The following is a 16,254-nucleotide window of genomic DNA, read 5'->3' on the forward strand; positions in this document are numbered from 1 at the left end:
TCTTCAGTCACGTTCCTGTGATGATGAGCCACGTCCGTAACAAATGCGATGATCTCCCACTGAGGGAATGAGCGGTAGGTTGACGGTAAATGGATGACAGCTTCTCCATAGCTAAGAGCCATCACAGAATAATGATACTTCTGCCTTCGGGCAGCTCGGTGAGAACCACGGAGAGGTGAGAACCCTATGGATTCGGTACGCTGCCGGACGGCTGAAAGATTTCCCACACGAAAACTGAGTTTTCGGTTTCCGGGGATGTCGGGGACAAATACGGAAAGGTATAGAACTATAAATCACAGCAATTTGCTGTTTGAGATAGTAGGGTGGGCTGTGCGAGCAGCCCACTGTTACATATACGGATAGAAAGGAGAAATCCAAATTGGCCACACGAGGTAAAAAAGAGAAAGAGTATCCGCCTATGCCCGCAAACTGGATGTACAAGCGCGGGGATGTCTACATGATGGATCTGAATCCTTACAGCGGTTCCGAGCAAGGCGGCATCCGACCTGCCATTGTTGTCCAAAACGATGACGGTAATTTTTATTCCAATGTTCTTCTGGTCGTTCCACTGACAACACAGATCAAAAAGCGAAATATGCCAACGCATTTTATTCTGCACAATCGTTTTTTGAGTGCGCCATCTATGGCGATTTGCGAAAGCCCGCGCCCCGCAGATAAATCCAGAGTGTTAAGCTACCTTGGGCACCTGTCCAAATATGAAATGCGGCAAGTGTCAGTGTGTCTGCAATACAGCTTTGGGTTCATTGGATACAAGTCATTCCGAAAATACCTTACGGCTCCTCCGCAGGAGGATGTTCTCGCCGCTGCAAAAGAGCTGCTCTCCCAGCAGTTTCAGAATCTTCGGGTGCTGAACAGTCAGCCCCCTGCTCTCGCCAAGCACACAAAAGGCGATCTACATAGCATTGAGCAGATATCGGAAAGGATGCTCTCCACCCCGACGGAATCTTCTGTTGAGTTCATGGTTGCAGAACTGGATGATGCGCTTCAATCGCTTATGTTCCGCTGGAATATCTGTTATGAACGGTATTCCGCTTTCCGCTTATCCGATAACGAAAAGAAGAAAATCGGTTCGATTATCCAATCAGGAATTGATTTTCTGCAAAAAAAGAAGGAGGTTCCTTTATGATGAACGCAGTTGTAAAACCTTACCATGAAATGTGCCTGAACAGCAGTGAGCTGATCGTGCCGCGCGACACTTATCAGCGTGCTCTTCACCCCGCTCGTGTTGCCCGTATCGCAAAAGAATTTGACGAGCGGGTTGCCAATGAGCCGAAGATCAGCTTCCGGGATGGTCACTACTATGTGATGGACGGGCAGAACACCATCGCTGCCCGGAAGTTCCTGAACGGTGGTGATGATCTGCAGATTCGCTGCAAGGTCTACTTTAACATGACCGAGCAGGAAGAAGCCCTCCTGTTTGCACAGCAGACAGGCATTTCGGAACGGCTGAGTGCAGGGCAGAAGCTCCGTGCCCTGATTTTTGCAGGGGAGCCTGCTGCCGTTGCATTCCAGCAGGCCACCGAATTGGCTGGCGTTCATCTTTCTTTTGAAGAAGGCCGGGGCAAGCAGCGGATCAGCTGCATCGCAACCGCCTATCACGAATTCATCCGGCTTGGTCCTGAACTGTATATCGAATCCCTTGATGTTTTGCTGAATGCGTGGGACGGAGAACCTGATTCCATGAGTTCCGCAAATCTGCTCGGCATCTGCCGCTTTGTAGAACTGTACCACTCCGAATACAGTAAAAGCCGTCTGATTGCCAAACTGCGGCAGGTCGATGCATTCACGATTTTTCGCCTTGCACGAACCGCAGGCGTAAGCCTTCCCGGCAAGACGAAGTACCTCCAGCAGGTCTATACTATTTATAATGGTGGCAGCCGCCGGGCTGCATTGCCGCTCAAGTTTTAACTTTAAGTATATTTAACGAGGTATTATCCAATGATTATCCATGAAGAACCTTCGCCCAACTCGGTTTCCTCCCCTGTTTCCACAGCAAAGGACAGCCGCTGCTATACCGTAGAAGACCTGATGGAAATGCTGCTCCTGAGCCGTCCCACTGTCTACCGTCTACTGAAGCAGAACGAATTCCGCTGGTTCAAGGTAAGCGGCGCTTACCGTATTTCCAAAGCCAGCTTTGAAGCATGGCTCAATGATGGCACTGTTGAACGCAATCCTGCTGTTTGACATCCTCAACATTTCACGCGAAATCTGCTATTCTTTAGCCGGGATGAGAAATCCCGGCTAAACTTTTACATAGATAGAGAGGTGTCTTTCATGGATGATATGCGGAATACTTCGGCTCCCTTATACGGAAAAGCTGAACCTGCCACTACCAAAACCACCATGTCGGTTCGTGAGATGCGGCAGCTTCTCGGCCTTGGCAAAACAGACAGCTATTGGCTGCTTCATAAGAATCTCTTTGAAGTCATTCTGATAAACGAAAAAAGGCGTATCGTTATTTCCAGCTTTGAGAAATGGTATACCAATCAGGTCAAATATCATAAGGTCAATGGCCCACCACCGGGCGAGGAACTTTGCAAACGATCCTATTCCGTTCCTGATGCCGCCGAGATATTGAAGGTGAAACCCGAAACGATCTATACACTCATCCGACAGGGCAAGTTGAAAACAGAAACGACAGACTTCTGTATGAGGATTCCCAAAGAGGAATTTGAGCGGTGGTACCGGTCACAAAGCCGCTACCGCACAGCAGCTGACCGGGAGCGTGACCGGGAGATTGAAGCGCAAACCATCTCCATCCCGGAAATGGCAAAACTACTCGGTATCCCACGCAAGAATGTTTATGGGATTCTTGATTGCAAAAAATACCGAGATTGTTTCGTCATTGAGCGCGTGGCCGACAGGCCGCGCATTACCAAAAAAAGTTTTAAGGCATGGCTTAAAAGCCAATCTACATACCAACTTCAAAAACCGAAAAAAGAAACGCATGAGGAGCCGCCGCTAAAACTGCAATGTCCCAAGAATGGGAAATACTACAGTTTTCAGGAAATTCAGGCTTTTTACGGAATCAGCCGCCCAACACTTGACTCGTGGGTTCTCAAAGAAGGAATTCCAACGATGAAGTTGGGAAGGGTAAAACGCATCCAAAAAGATGCTTTCGATGAAGTTCTGAAGTCCAAACGTAAAGTAGAGGAGGATGTATAATGGCTAGCATTGTCAAACGCAATAACCGATACTGCGTTGTCTATACCTACAAACACACTAATGGAACGCTAAAGCAGAAATGGGAAACCTTTACCGACCTTGCAGATGCCAAAAACCGTAAGAAAGAGGTCGAATACAAAGAATCCGTCGGTACCTTTGTGGCACCCCAGTGCCGAACTCTAAAAGACCTGCTTAAAGAATACGTCACCCTGTACGGAAGAACCAAATGGGCACTTTCAACCTATCAATCAAACACTGCACTGATTTCAAACTACATAGAACCGCTTATCGGCTCAATGAAGCTGCAAGATCTCACCACCCGCGTAATTGAGGGATATTATCAGCGGCTGCTTAAATACGAAGCCGTTGACCCTATGTGTGGAAAGCGTCAGCATCAATACGTTTCTCCCGGCACAGTTCGTTCGGTTCACAAAATTTTGAGAAGTGCCTTTGAGCAGGCCGTAAAGTGGGAACTTATGGAAAAGAATCCCTGTATTTATGCCACCTTGCCCAAATACACTGCAAAGAAGCGTGATATCTGGACTGCCGAGACCCTGTTCCATGCCTTAGAAGTCTGTGATGATCCACGGCTCCGGCTTTGCATCAACCTCTCCTTCTCTTGTTCCCTGCGCTTAGGGGAATTGCTCGGTCTGACATGGGATTGTGTGGATATCTCCCCCGAAAGCATTGAAGCCGGGCGAGCCTCCATTTACATAAATAAGGAATTGCAGCGTGTAGATATTGCTTCGCTGAACGCCTTGGAAAATAAAAATGTCATCACTCGTTTTCCCTCGCTGAGTTCCCGCTGCACCACGGTCCAGGTTCTGAAAAGTCCTAAAACAGACAGCAGTATCCGAACCATTTTTCTCCCCAAAACAGTTGCCGAAATGCTTGTCCACTATAAAGCCGAGCAGGACATGACAAAGGACGCACTGGGTGCAGAGTATGCAGACTATAATCTCGTGGTTGCCGGCCCGCTGGGAATGCCGACCGAACAATCCACCATTAACGGTGCATTGAAGCAGCTGATTGAGGAAAACGATCTCCCCAAAGTGGTTTTCCACAGCTTCCGACACTCCAGCATTACATACAAGCTCAAGCTGAACGGCGGCGATATCAAAGCCGTGCAGGGCGATTCCGGTCATGCACAGGCTTCGATGGTCACCGAGCAGTACGCACACATTCTGGATGATGATCGGCGTTTGAACGCACAACGATTCGACGATTTCTTCTATCAGCATCATGGTGCAGAGCCTGAAGCCCTCCCTCGCGCAGAGCAATCCACTCCCAAAGCCAGCCCAGTCGATACAGATGCGGTAGCAGCTCTTGCTAAACTGCTGGCTGACCCCTCTATGGCTACACTCATTAAAAATCTTGCAAAGAACCTATAAGCCTCTATACATAAACAGCGGCAGTTTTCCGTATATGGAAAACTGCCGCTATCTGTTTTAGGATGATCCCGTTTCTTTGTGTTTTTTCGTCTTAGCTTCCTCTATGTCCATCTTCAGCTGATGTGTAAGCTGTTTTACATAATCGAGTGAAACTTCATAGCCTTCTGCGATTTTTTCTGCCGGCATCCCATCAAGGATACGGGAGATCACAATGTTCTGAGTGGCTTGTTTTCTCGACTCTGCAATCATTTCCTCAATAGAGGAGCAATGTTTATTATGCATCCAATTCAAGTAATCCAAGCGTTCAGCTTCTATCCGCGATAGAAGCCTGACTGCATAGAAATTGTCATCTACCTCGAAGCGAACTTCCTCTCCGGGTTTGACTTCAAGTTTTTCCAGAACCGCATCTGGGAGTTTTACAGTTCCATCTTCACCGACTACAATATTAAATTTCTTTTCCATCGCACACTCCTAAAATCACGCAAAGTTCCTTGCATCCAGTGCCTTTACTCCCGTAAGAATACCATAAGCCCCTTCCTTTTACAAGACAATGCGCATTTCCATTCGCACTGTTACATAGACCAGAGTTTTCTCGCAGAAAGCTCTGGTCTTTTTCTATTGAAAACATTTGTCCATCACACCAGCTACGGCTGTATGGTCTGGTTCACGAATGCTAAACAAGCAAATATCCGTAGGGAAACGTACACTTCCCAGCTAATGAAAGGTGGGCATTTTACAATGAACCTTCCACTTTTCATTAGCTCTGCTAATTTTCTGCTAATGAAAAGCCTTTTACTCGTTTTATTTCGGGGTTTGTGTTCTTTACTCAGATTGACAGCGCAACAAAAAATCAATTGATAAAACGTTACTTGTTTTACCTACTTTTGCCTAGGATTTATGGCTTCAGCCCCTACTCCTAAGCGGAAGGCCGTGTGTTCGAATCACATCGGGGACGCCATTTCAAGAAAATGCGAAGGTCATTTTTCCATGGGAAAGACGATCTTCGCATTTTTCATTTTGAACCTATCGCCAAAATCAGCCAGCGAATGCCATTAGCAGAATTTTCGGTTTCAGCTAATAAAATCGGCTTTCCAGCTAATTGAAGCCAAAATCGCCGTTTTCTATGCTTTCTGCTAAAATAGGCAGGCGCTCCCTATAAACCGGTGTCAATCTATCTGGACGGGATGCTGTTCAAGTACACCCAGCCCCGGCATCAGCCGGGCCATTTCTGTTTTCAGGACATTGCCACCCGAAAGAAAATCCGGCAGAGAAAGTTTCTGAACTCTCTGCAAAAACGAAAGGGCTGCTGCACATCGCGGTGCAGCAGCCCCTTTCAGTTCATGAAAAATGGGGATATTCGGGACAGCGCTTCACAAGCGCAGACTTTAGTGCAGCTCAGGCCAGTAGTCCTTGTTGGCTACGATCAGGTCGTCCAGGATCTCCTTGGCTACCTTGGCGCTGGGCACGGTCTTGCTCAGGGTCAATGCCTGCCACATCTTCTGGTAGCTGTGCTCGCAGTAGGCCTCGACCACCAGCTTTTCCACGGCGACCTGCTGGTTCATCATGCCCAGCTGGAAGGTCGGGATCTCACCCTGACACAGGGGCTCCGGACCATCGTTGCCCACCAGACAGGGGACCTCCACCATGGCGTGGGGATCAAAGTTACTGATAGCACCCTTGTTCTCCACGATGCAGAGCATCCGCTCGTGGGTATTGTAGGCAATGGCGCGAGCCAGATCGACGATAAAGCTGGCGTGGTTGTCGATGTTGAACTCGTCACCCTTAAACTCGCCCGAAGCGGTAATGGCGCGTGCTGCACCGAAGACATTCTTTTCGCGGCCATCGATCACCTCGTTGGCGCGGGTGTAGTTGGGGTCGCTGTGCTCCACCACGTAGTCCGGGTACAGGTAGTACTTCAGGTAGGTGTTGGGCAGGCAGTCCGGAGTGACCGCCAGCAGATCGGCGGCCTTGCGGTGGGTCTCCTGCCAGCTGGCATCCATGTGCTGAGTCTCAATGGCCTTCTGGGTCAGATAGCCGTTTTTGCTCACGTAGTCGATCAGCTGCGGGGTGTAGTCGGTGCCATCTTTGTCCTTGACACTGGTCCACCAGCCAAAGTGATTCAGACCGTAGTAACGCACGTCCAGATCCTTCGGGGTCTTGCCCACGATGTAGCTCATGCGGCGCAATGTGCCCACCGGCATATCGCAGATGTTGATGATCTTGGAGTGAGGACGAAGCACACGGCAGGCTTCTGCGACGATGGACGCAGGGTTGGAGTAATTGAGCATCCAGCAGTTGGGGCTGTATTTCTCCATATAGTCGATCAGCTGCATGATGTCAGGGATGCTGCGCATACCATAGGCGATGCCGCCGGGGCCGCAGGTCTCCTGACCCACTACGCCGTGGCTCAGGGGGATCTTTTCGTCCTTTTCACGCATGGGATAGCCGCCGCTGCGGATGTGTGCCATGCAGAAATCCACGTCGGTGAAGGCCTCTTCGGGGTCGGTGGTATAGCTGAATGCCACATCCGGGGCGACCTTCTTCATAGCCAGTGCCACAGCATCGGCAATGGTCTTCTGACGCTCGGGGTTGTTATCGTACAGCTTCAGGCTGCGGATCGGGAAGCGATCCAGACTATGCATCAGCATCATAACGATGCCCGGCGTATAGGTGCTGCCGCCGCCGGCGATCACAATAGAAAACTTTTTCATGGAAAAATGCCCTCCTTCTTATGGATGTTTTCTATAATTCAATTCAAGAAACGCAATTGGTTAATCTTCGCCGCTCAGGCCAAGCTCTGCATCCACGGCCTTGCGCACGGCGTTGACCTTCAGGCCATACACTACCTGCACATTTTTGCCCTTGTGGATGACGGCAGAAGCGCCGGTCTGGTTCTTCAGCACATCATCCTGCACCTTGTCGGGGTCTGCCAGCTCGGTGCGCAGACGGGTGTAGCAGTTGGTCACCTTCAGGATGTTCTCCTTGCCGCCCAGTGCCTCCACGATGGTGGCAGCGTCCACGGCAGTGTCCTGTGCGGGCGCAGCAGCGGTGCCGTTCCCAGCAGTGGCAGCAGTCTTGGCCTTGTACTCAGCCTTGGTGTGGAGCTTCATCTCCATGCCGTCCGCCTCACGGCCCAGCGTGTGGAGGTTCAGCTTGACGATCAGCACGCGGAAGATCACATAGTACAGGAAGAAGTACAGAACGCCTACGCCAATGTAGATGGGCCAGCGGGTCTTGCCAATGCCCAGCGGCAGGTTGTACAGCAGGAAATCGATAAAGCCGTTGGGGCCGATGGCGCGGCAGCCCAGCAGGTTCAGCACCACAAAGCTGGAACCGGCCAGCACAGCGTGCACAACGAACAGGACGGGAGCCACGAACAGGAAGCTGAACTCGATGGGCTCGGTGACACCGGCGATAAAGGAGGTGACAGCAGCGGTGATCAGCACGGGCTTGATCTTTTCGCGGTTCTCAGAACGTGCAGTCTGGTACATGGCCAGGCAAGCACCGATCAGACCAAACATCTTGGAAATGCCGCGGGCATCCCAGATGACAGACTGGCTCAGCACAGCAACGGAGGGATCTGCGATCTCGGCGTAGTAGATGTTGCGGGCACCCTCCAGCACCTGACCGCCCACAGTGGCAGTGCCGCCCAGAGAGGTGTACAGGAACGGGGTGTAGACCAGATGGTGCAGACCGGTGGGGATCAGCAGACGCTCCAGCGTGCCGTAGACAAACAGGCCGAAGTTGCCTGCGCCGCGGATAAAGCCGCCCAGAGCGTTGATGCCAGCCTGTGCATACGGCCACACAAAGGTGAACAGCACAGCCAGAACCACCATGACCGGGATCAGAACGATGAACACAAAACGAGTGCCGCCGTAGATCTGGAAAGCGTTGTTGAACTCAGTCTCGCAGAAGCGGTTGTGCACCCATGCGACCACGATGCCCAGCAGCAGGCCGATGAACACGCCCATGTCCAGGACCTGAACGCCCAGAACCATGGCCTGACCGGTGCCGGAAAGGCTGCCCTCTACCAGCATACCGCGCATGTTCATGAATTTGTTCATGGCATTGAGGAACACCAGGAATGCCAGCAGAGAGATAAAGCCTGCCTCAGACTTTTTCTTGTTGGCCAGGCCCACGCTGAGGCCCACGCAGAAGATAACGCCCAGATTGCCCAGGATGGCGTTGAGCGAACCGGACAGCAGCGTGCCGAAGCCGATGGTGACCGGGTTGTTCAGAAACGGCAGCACTGCCTGCAGCCGGACATTGGTGAACAGGTTGCCCACAGCGATGAGAATACCGGCAATGGGCAGGATCAGAACGGGGATGAACATTGCTTTGGAGAACCGCTGCAATGCATCCATTACCTTATCCTTCATGGGTTGACTCCTTCTTTCGTTTCACATTTTTCAGATATCGTTCTTGCGCGGGATGCGTCCATCCACACATATCCGGCCGGATCTGTGCCATTACTATCGCACAAAAATTTACAGATGTAAACAAATTTTGAACAGAAGGAAACGCGTTACCAAAAGCGGTAACGCGTTTCTGGCGCTTCTGTGCAAAAAACGGAGTCTTTTTTGCACATTCTGCACAAATACTCGTTATTTCATGTCTTTTCCAAGGCACAGACGGCGGTATTCGTAGGCAATCAGCTCGATCAGCATCATGGTCTGCGGAAAAAAGGTGCTGGGCATGGTGTTCTGGTCATCCAGCTTCCACGGGTTCTCTATCCGAAACCACAGGTCTGCAAACTGTCCGATGCTGTTTTTCTGCTCGCCGGTAATGGCTACGGTGCACACGCCGTTTTCCTGTGCAGTCTTGATCTTGTCGCGCACCATCGAGGTCTCGCCGGATTTGGAGATGCAGAAAAACATCCCCATCCGCTCCAGCGTATTCTCAAAGATGCCCACAGAGTCGCCGCCCGTGGCGCTGACGCACAAAATGCCCATGTTGACCAGCTTCTGGGTCAGGTAGGTGCACACCGTACCGGAAAAGCCGGTGCCGTAGACAAAGATGATCTTGTCTTTCTGCTCCAGGATCTTTTCCGCACAGGCTTTAAGCTGCGTATAGGTATTGTAGTTCAGCAGCGACTCCACGCCAAAGCTGTTGAGAAAGTTTTCTTCCTCCTTCATCGTCTGGTGCGGCGTCTCGGTAAAGGAGCGCAGCTTGTAGCACATATCCACAAAACCGCTGTAATCCATCTTGCGCGCCAGCCGCATGATGGTGGAGGTGGAGGTATAGTTTGCCCGCGCCACCCCGCGCACGCCCTCGGTCTGCACCGTGTCCAGATGATCCAGAATGTACTCCAGCACGGTCTGCTCTGTATCGGTCAGGTTCTTCCCCTGCGTGATCTTTTCAATGTTCACAAAAGCATCCTCCTGTACGTGATCGTTCTGTATCATCCGTTTGCCGTTCCGGTCTATGCTTGTATCGTACCGCTTACTCGCACGGACGTCAAGAACAGATTTCACAGCGGCAGGACATCCTGCAAAGGGGGCTGCTGCACAAAATAATGTACAGCGGCCCTTATTTTTATAAAATACCGCTGCAAATGAATTGAAATCCTACTTAATAAATGGTATATTGATAACATAACAAACTGCAACAAATCCGCGTGGCACTTTTGTGACGATGCAGTGCCGTGCGCAGAAAGAAATAGGAAAGGCCGTGCAGGGGATTATGACGATTCAGGAGTGTTATAAAGAAATGGGCGCAGACTATGAAGAGGTATTTCATCGGCTGCCCCGTGAAAGTATGGTCCGTAAATTTGCGCTGATGTTTTTGAACGACGACAGCTATCCAAAGCTGGAGCAGTCGCTGAAGGAAGGAAACGCACAGGAAGCATTCCGTGCGGCACACACGCTCAAGGGTGTATGCCAGAACCTTGGCTTCACCAATCTCTATCAGCCTGCCTATGAGCTGACCGAGGTTCTGCGTGCGGGCACACTGGAAGGCTCCGGGGAATGGTTTGCCCGTGTAACGGAACAGTACAAGATCACGACGGATGCCATCCGTGGAGTGCAGTAACGCAGGCTGTCCCCACAGTTTTCCGCCCGCCATGTGCGCCGATGCAAAGAAATCGGACACGCGTAGTTTTTATGTATAAATACGTGGAAATTCATTGAAAATCCTTCATGGCAGTAGTAAAATATTTTTATGTTTCTGTCATTCTCTGCCCTTTCGCGGTAGAGGGAGAGTACAAAACAGGACACACGCAAAATATTTGCGGCATCCTTTCCGTGGGCGGGTTTTACAGCGTACACTCTTGCGAGCAGTGATGTACGACAAGTAGGCCAAAGCAGCTTTGCCGGAAAACGGCATGAATGGCTTTTTGTCCAAACCCATCGTGATCGGCGATCTTGTGCAGGAGCTGCGCAAAATTTTGTAACAAGCCGCCTGTCAGGCATAAAAAATAAAGCACCCACAGCAATTTGCTCACCGGAGGTCAAAACCTCTGTGGCACTTGCTGTGGGTGCTTTTGCTTTTGGGCGCTGTTTATTTCAGTACATCTGCAAGGACCTGCAGCAGGTGCGGAATATCCAGCGGCTTTGCAATATGGCCGTTCATGCCGGCCTTCAGCGCGTTCTGACGGTCTTCCTCAAAGGCATTTGCCGTCATTGCAAAGATGGGGATGCCCGCCTTTGCAGCATCCGGCAGCGCACGGATCTGCCGCGTTGCCTCGTAGCCGTCCATGTTGGGCATCTGGATGTCCATGAGGATCAGGTCATACTGTCCGTCTGCCGCCTGCTTCATCTTCCGGACGGCGATCTCGCCATCCTCGGCCGATTCCACCTCAAATCCCGCTTCCTTCAGGATCTCCACTGCGATCTCACGGTTCAGCTCGTTGTCCTCCACCAGCAGGATCTTTTTCCCTTTGAAGGCCTCCGCGTTCAGCTGCACCGGCCTGCAGGCAGGCTCTGCACCGAACGGCCCTGCCAGCACTCTGCGCAGCTCCGAGAGGAACAGCGGCTTTTCGCAGAAGGCGGTAACACCGGCAGCGCGGGCTTCCTCTTCAATATCGGCCCAGTCGTAGGCGGTCAGGATGATGATAGGGCAGCTTTTTCCAATCACCTTGCGGATCTGCCGCACGATCTCGATGCCGTTCATATCGGGGATCAGCCAGTCGATGATGTAAACACTGAATTCATCCCCCTGCTCCATGGCGTACCGGGTGCGGATCACCGCTTCCCTGCCGGAGATCGTCCACTCCGGCCGCATCCCGATCTTGGAGAGCATGGTGCTGACGCTCAGACAGGTGTCGGTATCGTCGTCCGCCACCAGTGCCCGCAGCCCTTCCAGCTGCGGGAGCTGTCTGAGCTCCACCTTTTGTCCGCTGAGCGCAAAGCAGAGATTCACGATGAACTCGCTGCCCTTGCCCGGCTCGCTCTCAATGGCGATGGTGCCGCCCATCAGGTCCACAATGTTCTTGGTGATGGACATGCCGAGGCCGGTGCCCTGAATGCCGCTGACGGTGGAGTTTTCCTCACGGGTGAACTCCTCAAAGATGTGCTTCTGGAACTCCTCGCTCATGCCGATGCCGGTGTCCTTGATGCGGAACTCATAGCAGGCCCGGCCCGCAGGCGCACCGTTTTTCTCAGCAATGCGAATGCTGATCATGCCGCCTGTGGGGGTAAACTTGATGGCATTGGACAAAATGTTCAGCAGGATCTGGTTCAGCCGCAGCGGGTCGGTGATGATATCCTCGTTCTCCACATCCATGGTATCAATGAAAAGCGACAGCCGCTTTGCCGAAATATTGGGCTGGATGATGGAGCGCACATCGTGGATGAGGTTCGGCAGATGCACCGCTTTTTCCTCGATCTTTACCTTTCCGCTCTCGATACGGCTCATATCCAGTACATCATTGATGAGGGAAAGCAGATGCTGGCTGGAAGTGGAGATCTTTTTCAGGTAGTCCAGCACCTGTTCCCTATTGTCGATATGGGTCGCAGCCAGCGAGGTGAAGCCGATGATGGCGTTCATGGGGGTGCGGATATCGTGGCTCATATTGAACAGGAACTCCCGCTTGGCGCGGTTTGCCGCTCCCTCGTGCTGAAGCGCGATCTCCAGCTTGCGGTTCTGCTCTTCCAGCTGGGTCTGATACTTCCTCTCCTGCTCTTTTTTCTGCTGTTCCATCTCCTGCACGGAGCGGCGGCGCAGCAGCTGAAGGACCATTACAAGCAGGCTGTAGCCGACCAGCGCCGTCAGGACCAGCGAAAGCGACTCCCGGAAGATCATTTTTTCGTCCGTATACGCATAGAGATCGAAGGATCTGCCATGGCAGAACATCCCGAAATAGCAGCCGGAGCCGTTCCAGTCCTGGGTATGGGTCAGCTTCTCTGCGGCACCGGCTTTGCGGAGCCCCTGCACCAGCGGGCTGTCCGCAGTATCCTGCCCGATCAGCTCCGGGCTGTTTGCGGCAATGACCTGATTGTTCTGCACGATGAACAGCGTGCCGCTGGTTTCTGCCGGGTATCCGTCCAGTACGCTCTGGATGGACAGCGCCGTTTCCTCCACAAATTCCGCCGGGGTATACCGGTAGGCAAGCAGGAGCAGCTCTGCGCTTTCTGCCCGGTGTGCCGCAACATCCACAGCAGAGCCATCTTTCAGCAGGACGCGCTTTACATAGGTCTTTCGCGGGTAAGATAAAACGTCCAGAACGGCGTCATTTTTCAGCTGGCCGCCAAACCGGGCATAGCCGATGCCGTTGGTCGTGGACTCGCACCGGAGCGTGCCGTCCGGCCCCAGAACCGAAATGCCGGTGAGCCAGAGCTTTTCTGCCTGCCTGTTCAGGCACTGCGGGTCGGAGAGGTCGAGGGCAGGGTCCTCTGCCAGCTGATGGACCGCGACCGCCGTGCGGCGCAGTGTCTTTGCCGTGATGGTATCATTGTACTTTTCAAAGCTGGTGGACTGGGATTTGACAAACTCAAGGGTCTGGCAAAAGCGCTCCTCCGCTGTGCGCATTGCCCGCCAGCCGGAAAGAAATATCACACCGATCATCAAGAGCATGCCGACGATCAGATAGCCCTCCCATCTCCTTTTATCCGGGGTGGTTCTGTTTTTACGCGCCAATGGTGTCCACCTCCAGATACTGCGCAGCATTTTCAAGGTATCGGCCAATGATCCGCTCCAGCGTGCCGTCCGCGCGCATCTGCGCAAGGGTATCGGTCAGCTGGCTGTCCAGCCCGCGGGTGTCGTTCTTGGCAAAGGCGATGCCCAGCCCGGTGACCAGCAGCGGTTCCTCCAAAATGCGGAAGTCTACAGCATTGTCCTTCATATATTGCAGGATGCCTGTCTCGTGGGCGGCAATGCCGTCCACATAGCCGCAGGCCAGCATTGCGTACTGCACACTGCGGTTTTCGATGCTGAGCACCTCCACCGTCTGCGGGATGCGCGGGTCGGAGCCGCTGAGAAAGATCTCCTCCGGCTTGCCGGTGCTCTGCACGGCGATGGTCTTGCCGGCAAGGTCGCTGAGGGATCGGATGCTGCTGTCGGCATCCACCGCAACCACCTGACGGCTCACCATGTAAGGCCCCGCCCAGCAGTATGCATCTTCGCGTCCATCCATGGAAAAGCAGCCCCAGATGCAGTCGATGGCACCGCTTTCCACAAGATTTGTTTTCTGCTCCCAGTCGATCGTTTCAAACCGGGCAGCATACCCCATGCGGCGGAACGCCTCGGTGGCGATCTCCACATCGATCCCGGTGGGAACACCGTCATTGTTCAGATAGATATAAGGCGGGTAGGTGTCGCTTCCCACAACGAGTTGTGCAAGACCGCGGTCTTTTGCTTCCTTTCCTCCGCAGGAAGTCAGACTGCCTACGGCAGCAGCTGCCGCCATCAGCGTGCATCCGTTCAGGAATGCACGGCGTGAGATTCTGTGTTTCATTCGGGCTTTTTATACTCCTGTTTTGATCGCATCCACAGCTCAGTCGGGATGCCCCTGTAGCTCTTCTTTCAGGTCGGTCTGGATATCCGTCAGGCATTGCAGCAGCAGCGGATTGAACGCCCCGCACTCGCCGTTCAGGATCATCTGCACGGCTTTTTCGTGGGGGTAGGCTTTTTTGTAGCAGCGGTCGCTGGTCAGTGCATCGTACACATCGGCCAGCGAGACCAGCTGTGCGCTGATGGGGATCTCATCGCCCTTCAGCCCATCCGGGTAGCCGCGGCCATCCCAGCGTTCGTGGTGCCAGCGGGCGATCTCGTAGGCGGTCTGCAGCAGCGGCTGCTCGCCAAAATTATCCAAATCATGCAGCATCTCGGCGCCCCGCATACTGTGGGTCTTGACCAGCTCAAATTCCTCCGGGGTCAGCCTGCCGGGTTTGTTGAGCACCTTTTCGTCAATGGCGATCTTGCCAATGTCGTGCAGGGCAGAGGCCAGCGGGATATGATCCTGCTGCTCCGCCGTGAGCGGATACCTGCTGCTGATGTCCAGCAGATGGTGGAGCAGCAGTTCAGTGATGGTGCGGATGTGCCGCACATGGGGCCCGCTTTCGCCGTTGCGGAACTCCACGATGTGGCTCAGCACGCCCACCAGAATATCCGTATCGTTTTCGCGGGCGCGGATCTGATCCGACACCATCTGTACCAGCCGCCGCTGCTTGGCGTACAGCTTGATGATGTTGGTCACCCGGCGGTATACGATGCGTGCATCAAAGGGACGGTTGACATAGTCGCTCGCACCCAGCTCATAGGACCGTCGGATCGCATCTTCGGAGTCCTCGCTGGAGATCATGATGACCGGGGTATCCTCGATGGTGTGGTTGGCATTCATGGCCCTCAGCACCTCAAAACCGTCCATGAACGGCATATTGATATCCAGCAGCACCAGTGCAATGTTTCCGGCTTCCTCCCGCAGTTTTTCCATGCATTCCTGTCCGTCCTTCGCTTCCAGAATGCGGTACTCCTGCCCCAGGATCTCCGACAGCATCACGCGGTTCATTTCGGAGTCATCCACCAGCAGGATCTGCGATTTTTCCTGCAAAAGTCTTTCCAGCGCAGCCAGATCCTGCCCCGGGACCTCCACCGTGACGGTATTCTTGCGGCGCTTTGCCTGATACATCAGCCGGTCTGCACGGCGGACCACATTTTCCATCGGGTCGGTGATGGACTGCATGGTTCCGCCGATGCTCAGCGAGATACGGAAATGCGAGTAGCCGGGTACGGACGCCATCTGCACGGCGGTGCAGATCTGTTCCAGTTTGGTGCGCAGAAAATCTCCCGGAATGCCGGGCAGCACCAGCAAAAACTCGTCCCCGCCGCAGCGGATGAGCAGGTCCGACTTCCGGATGCGGGATTGAATGGCGTTTGCCGCCGTTTTCAGCGCCATATCTCCGGCATGATGCCCATAGGTATCGTTGCAGATCTTGAAATCGTCCACATCCAGCAGTGCGACCCCCGCCGGGCCGATGATCTTGCGGACGACCTCTTCGTAATAGCGGCGGTTGTAGGCTCCTGTCAGCGGGTCCCGATAAAGCTCTTCTTTGAGCTTCTGCTCCCGTGCAGCATGCTGCTCGGCGGTTTCGTCCACCGGTGCTCTCTGATTTTCGGTCAATTGTTTCAGCTTCTGATTCGCTGCGGCAAGGGCTGCTTCCTGTTTGTGGAGCTTTTCGATCAGCCGCCGCTCGCGCTTTTTGTAATAGCCCTCGATCTCGGAAAGTGTATTCACGTTCTA

At 53.1% G+C, this 16,254-nt stretch carries 13 protein-coding genes; 6 read left to right on the forward strand and 7 right to left on the reverse strand.

The features are described 5' to 3' along the window. The first annotated feature begins 379 nt into the window (after positions 1 to 379). From ACNSPV_RS00005 to ACNSPV_RS00025, 5 genes are all read left to right on the forward strand, one after another. Complete coding sequence (locus tag ACNSPV_RS00005) at positions 380 to 1,147, forward strand: type II toxin-antitoxin system PemK/MazF family toxin (protein ID WP_242651898.1); 768 nt, start codon at positions 380 to 382, stop codon at positions 1,145 to 1,147. Then, positions 1,144 to 1,929, forward strand: a complete 786-nt coding sequence (locus tag ACNSPV_RS00010; RefSeq protein WP_005928324.1) for a DUF6551 family protein — start codon at positions 1,144 to 1,146, stop codon at positions 1,927 to 1,929. Before ACNSPV_RS00005 ends, ACNSPV_RS00010 begins: the two co-directional genes overlap by 4 nt. 30 nt (positions 1,930 to 1,959) lie before the next feature. Next, positions 1,960 to 2,205, forward strand: a complete 246-nt coding sequence (locus tag ACNSPV_RS00015; protein ID WP_005933015.1) for a helix-turn-helix domain-containing protein — start codon at positions 1,960 to 1,962, stop codon at positions 2,203 to 2,205. Positions 2,206 to 2,295: 90 nt separating this feature from the next. Beyond that, positions 2,296 to 3,186 (forward strand): helix-turn-helix domain-containing protein, encoded by an 891-nt coding sequence (locus ACNSPV_RS00020; RefSeq protein WP_348585043.1) that lies wholly within the window; start codon positions 2,296 to 2,298, stop codon positions 3,184 to 3,186. Continuing rightward, positions 3,186 to 4,577 carry a tyrosine-type recombinase/integrase gene (locus tag ACNSPV_RS00025; protein WP_005928316.1) on the forward strand — a complete coding sequence of 464 codons (1,392 nt, stop codon included), beginning with the start codon at positions 3,186 to 3,188 and terminating at the stop codon, positions 4,575 to 4,577. The genes ACNSPV_RS00020 and ACNSPV_RS00025 overlap by 1 nt, the downstream gene beginning before the upstream one ends. A gap of 57 nt (positions 4,578 to 4,634) precedes the next feature. Here ACNSPV_RS00025 and ACNSPV_RS00030 read toward each other — a convergent pair whose 3' ends face one another. The 4 genes from ACNSPV_RS00030 to ACNSPV_RS00045 form a co-directional block, all read right to left on the reverse strand. Then, on the reverse strand, positions 4,635 to 5,039 hold the full coding sequence (locus ACNSPV_RS00030) for an AbrB/MazE/SpoVT family DNA-binding domain-containing protein (RefSeq protein ID WP_348585042.1): 405 nt from the start codon (positions 5,037 to 5,039) through the stop codon (positions 4,635 to 4,637). Between the two features lie 923 nt (positions 5,040 to 5,962). Continuing rightward, positions 5,963 to 7,288 carry a 6-phospho-alpha-glucosidase gene (locus ACNSPV_RS00035; protein ID WP_348585041.1) on the reverse strand — a complete coding sequence of 442 codons (1,326 nt, stop codon included), beginning with the start codon at positions 7,286 to 7,288 and terminating at the stop codon, positions 5,963 to 5,965. Positions 7,289 to 7,348: 60 nt separating this feature from the next. Then, positions 7,349 to 8,956: a PTS transporter subunit EIIC gene (locus ACNSPV_RS00040; protein WP_348585040.1), complete on the reverse strand. Its 1,608-nt coding sequence runs from the start codon at positions 8,954 to 8,956 to the stop codon at positions 7,349 to 7,351. A gap of 225 nt (positions 8,957 to 9,181) precedes the next feature. Next, positions 9,182 to 9,946 (reverse strand): MurR/RpiR family transcriptional regulator, encoded by a 765-nt coding sequence (locus tag ACNSPV_RS00045; protein ID WP_348585039.1) that lies wholly within the window; start codon positions 9,944 to 9,946, stop codon positions 9,182 to 9,184. 340 nt (positions 9,947 to 10,286) lie between these two features. On the opposite strand from ACNSPV_RS00045, the gene ACNSPV_RS00050 reads away from it, so the two are divergent. Beyond that, entirely contained in the window at positions 10,287 to 10,607 is a 321-nt protein-coding gene (locus ACNSPV_RS00050; RefSeq protein WP_249237214.1) for an Hpt domain-containing protein, read from the forward strand. Positions 10,608 to 11,075: 468 nt separating this feature from the next. On the opposite strand, the gene ACNSPV_RS00055 is transcribed toward ACNSPV_RS00050, so the two are convergent. From ACNSPV_RS00055 to ACNSPV_RS00065, 3 genes are read right to left on the reverse strand one after another with little or no spacing between them, the layout of a single operon-like run. Further along, on the reverse strand, positions 11,076 to 13,652 hold the full coding sequence (locus ACNSPV_RS00055; RefSeq protein WP_348585038.1) for a response regulator: 2,577 nt from the start codon (positions 13,650 to 13,652) through the stop codon (positions 11,076 to 11,078). Then, positions 13,642 to 14,469, reverse strand: a complete 828-nt coding sequence (locus tag ACNSPV_RS00060) for an ABC transporter substrate-binding protein (protein WP_348585037.1) — start codon at positions 14,467 to 14,469, stop codon at positions 13,642 to 13,644. Before ACNSPV_RS00060 ends, ACNSPV_RS00055 begins: the two co-directional genes overlap by 11 nt. Before the next feature lie 39 nt (positions 14,470 to 14,508). After that, positions 14,509 to 16,248, reverse strand: coding sequence for a diguanylate cyclase (locus ACNSPV_RS00065; protein WP_348585036.1), 1,740 nt, complete (start codon positions 16,246 to 16,248; stop codon positions 14,509 to 14,511). Between the last annotated feature and the right edge of the window lie 6 nt (positions 16,249 to 16,254).

The sequence above is a fragment of the Faecalibacterium sp. 3 genome, assembly GCF_048323735.1.
GTDB classification, from domain to species: Bacteria; Bacillota; Clostridia; order Oscillospirales; family Ruminococcaceae; genus Faecalibacterium; species Faecalibacterium wellingii.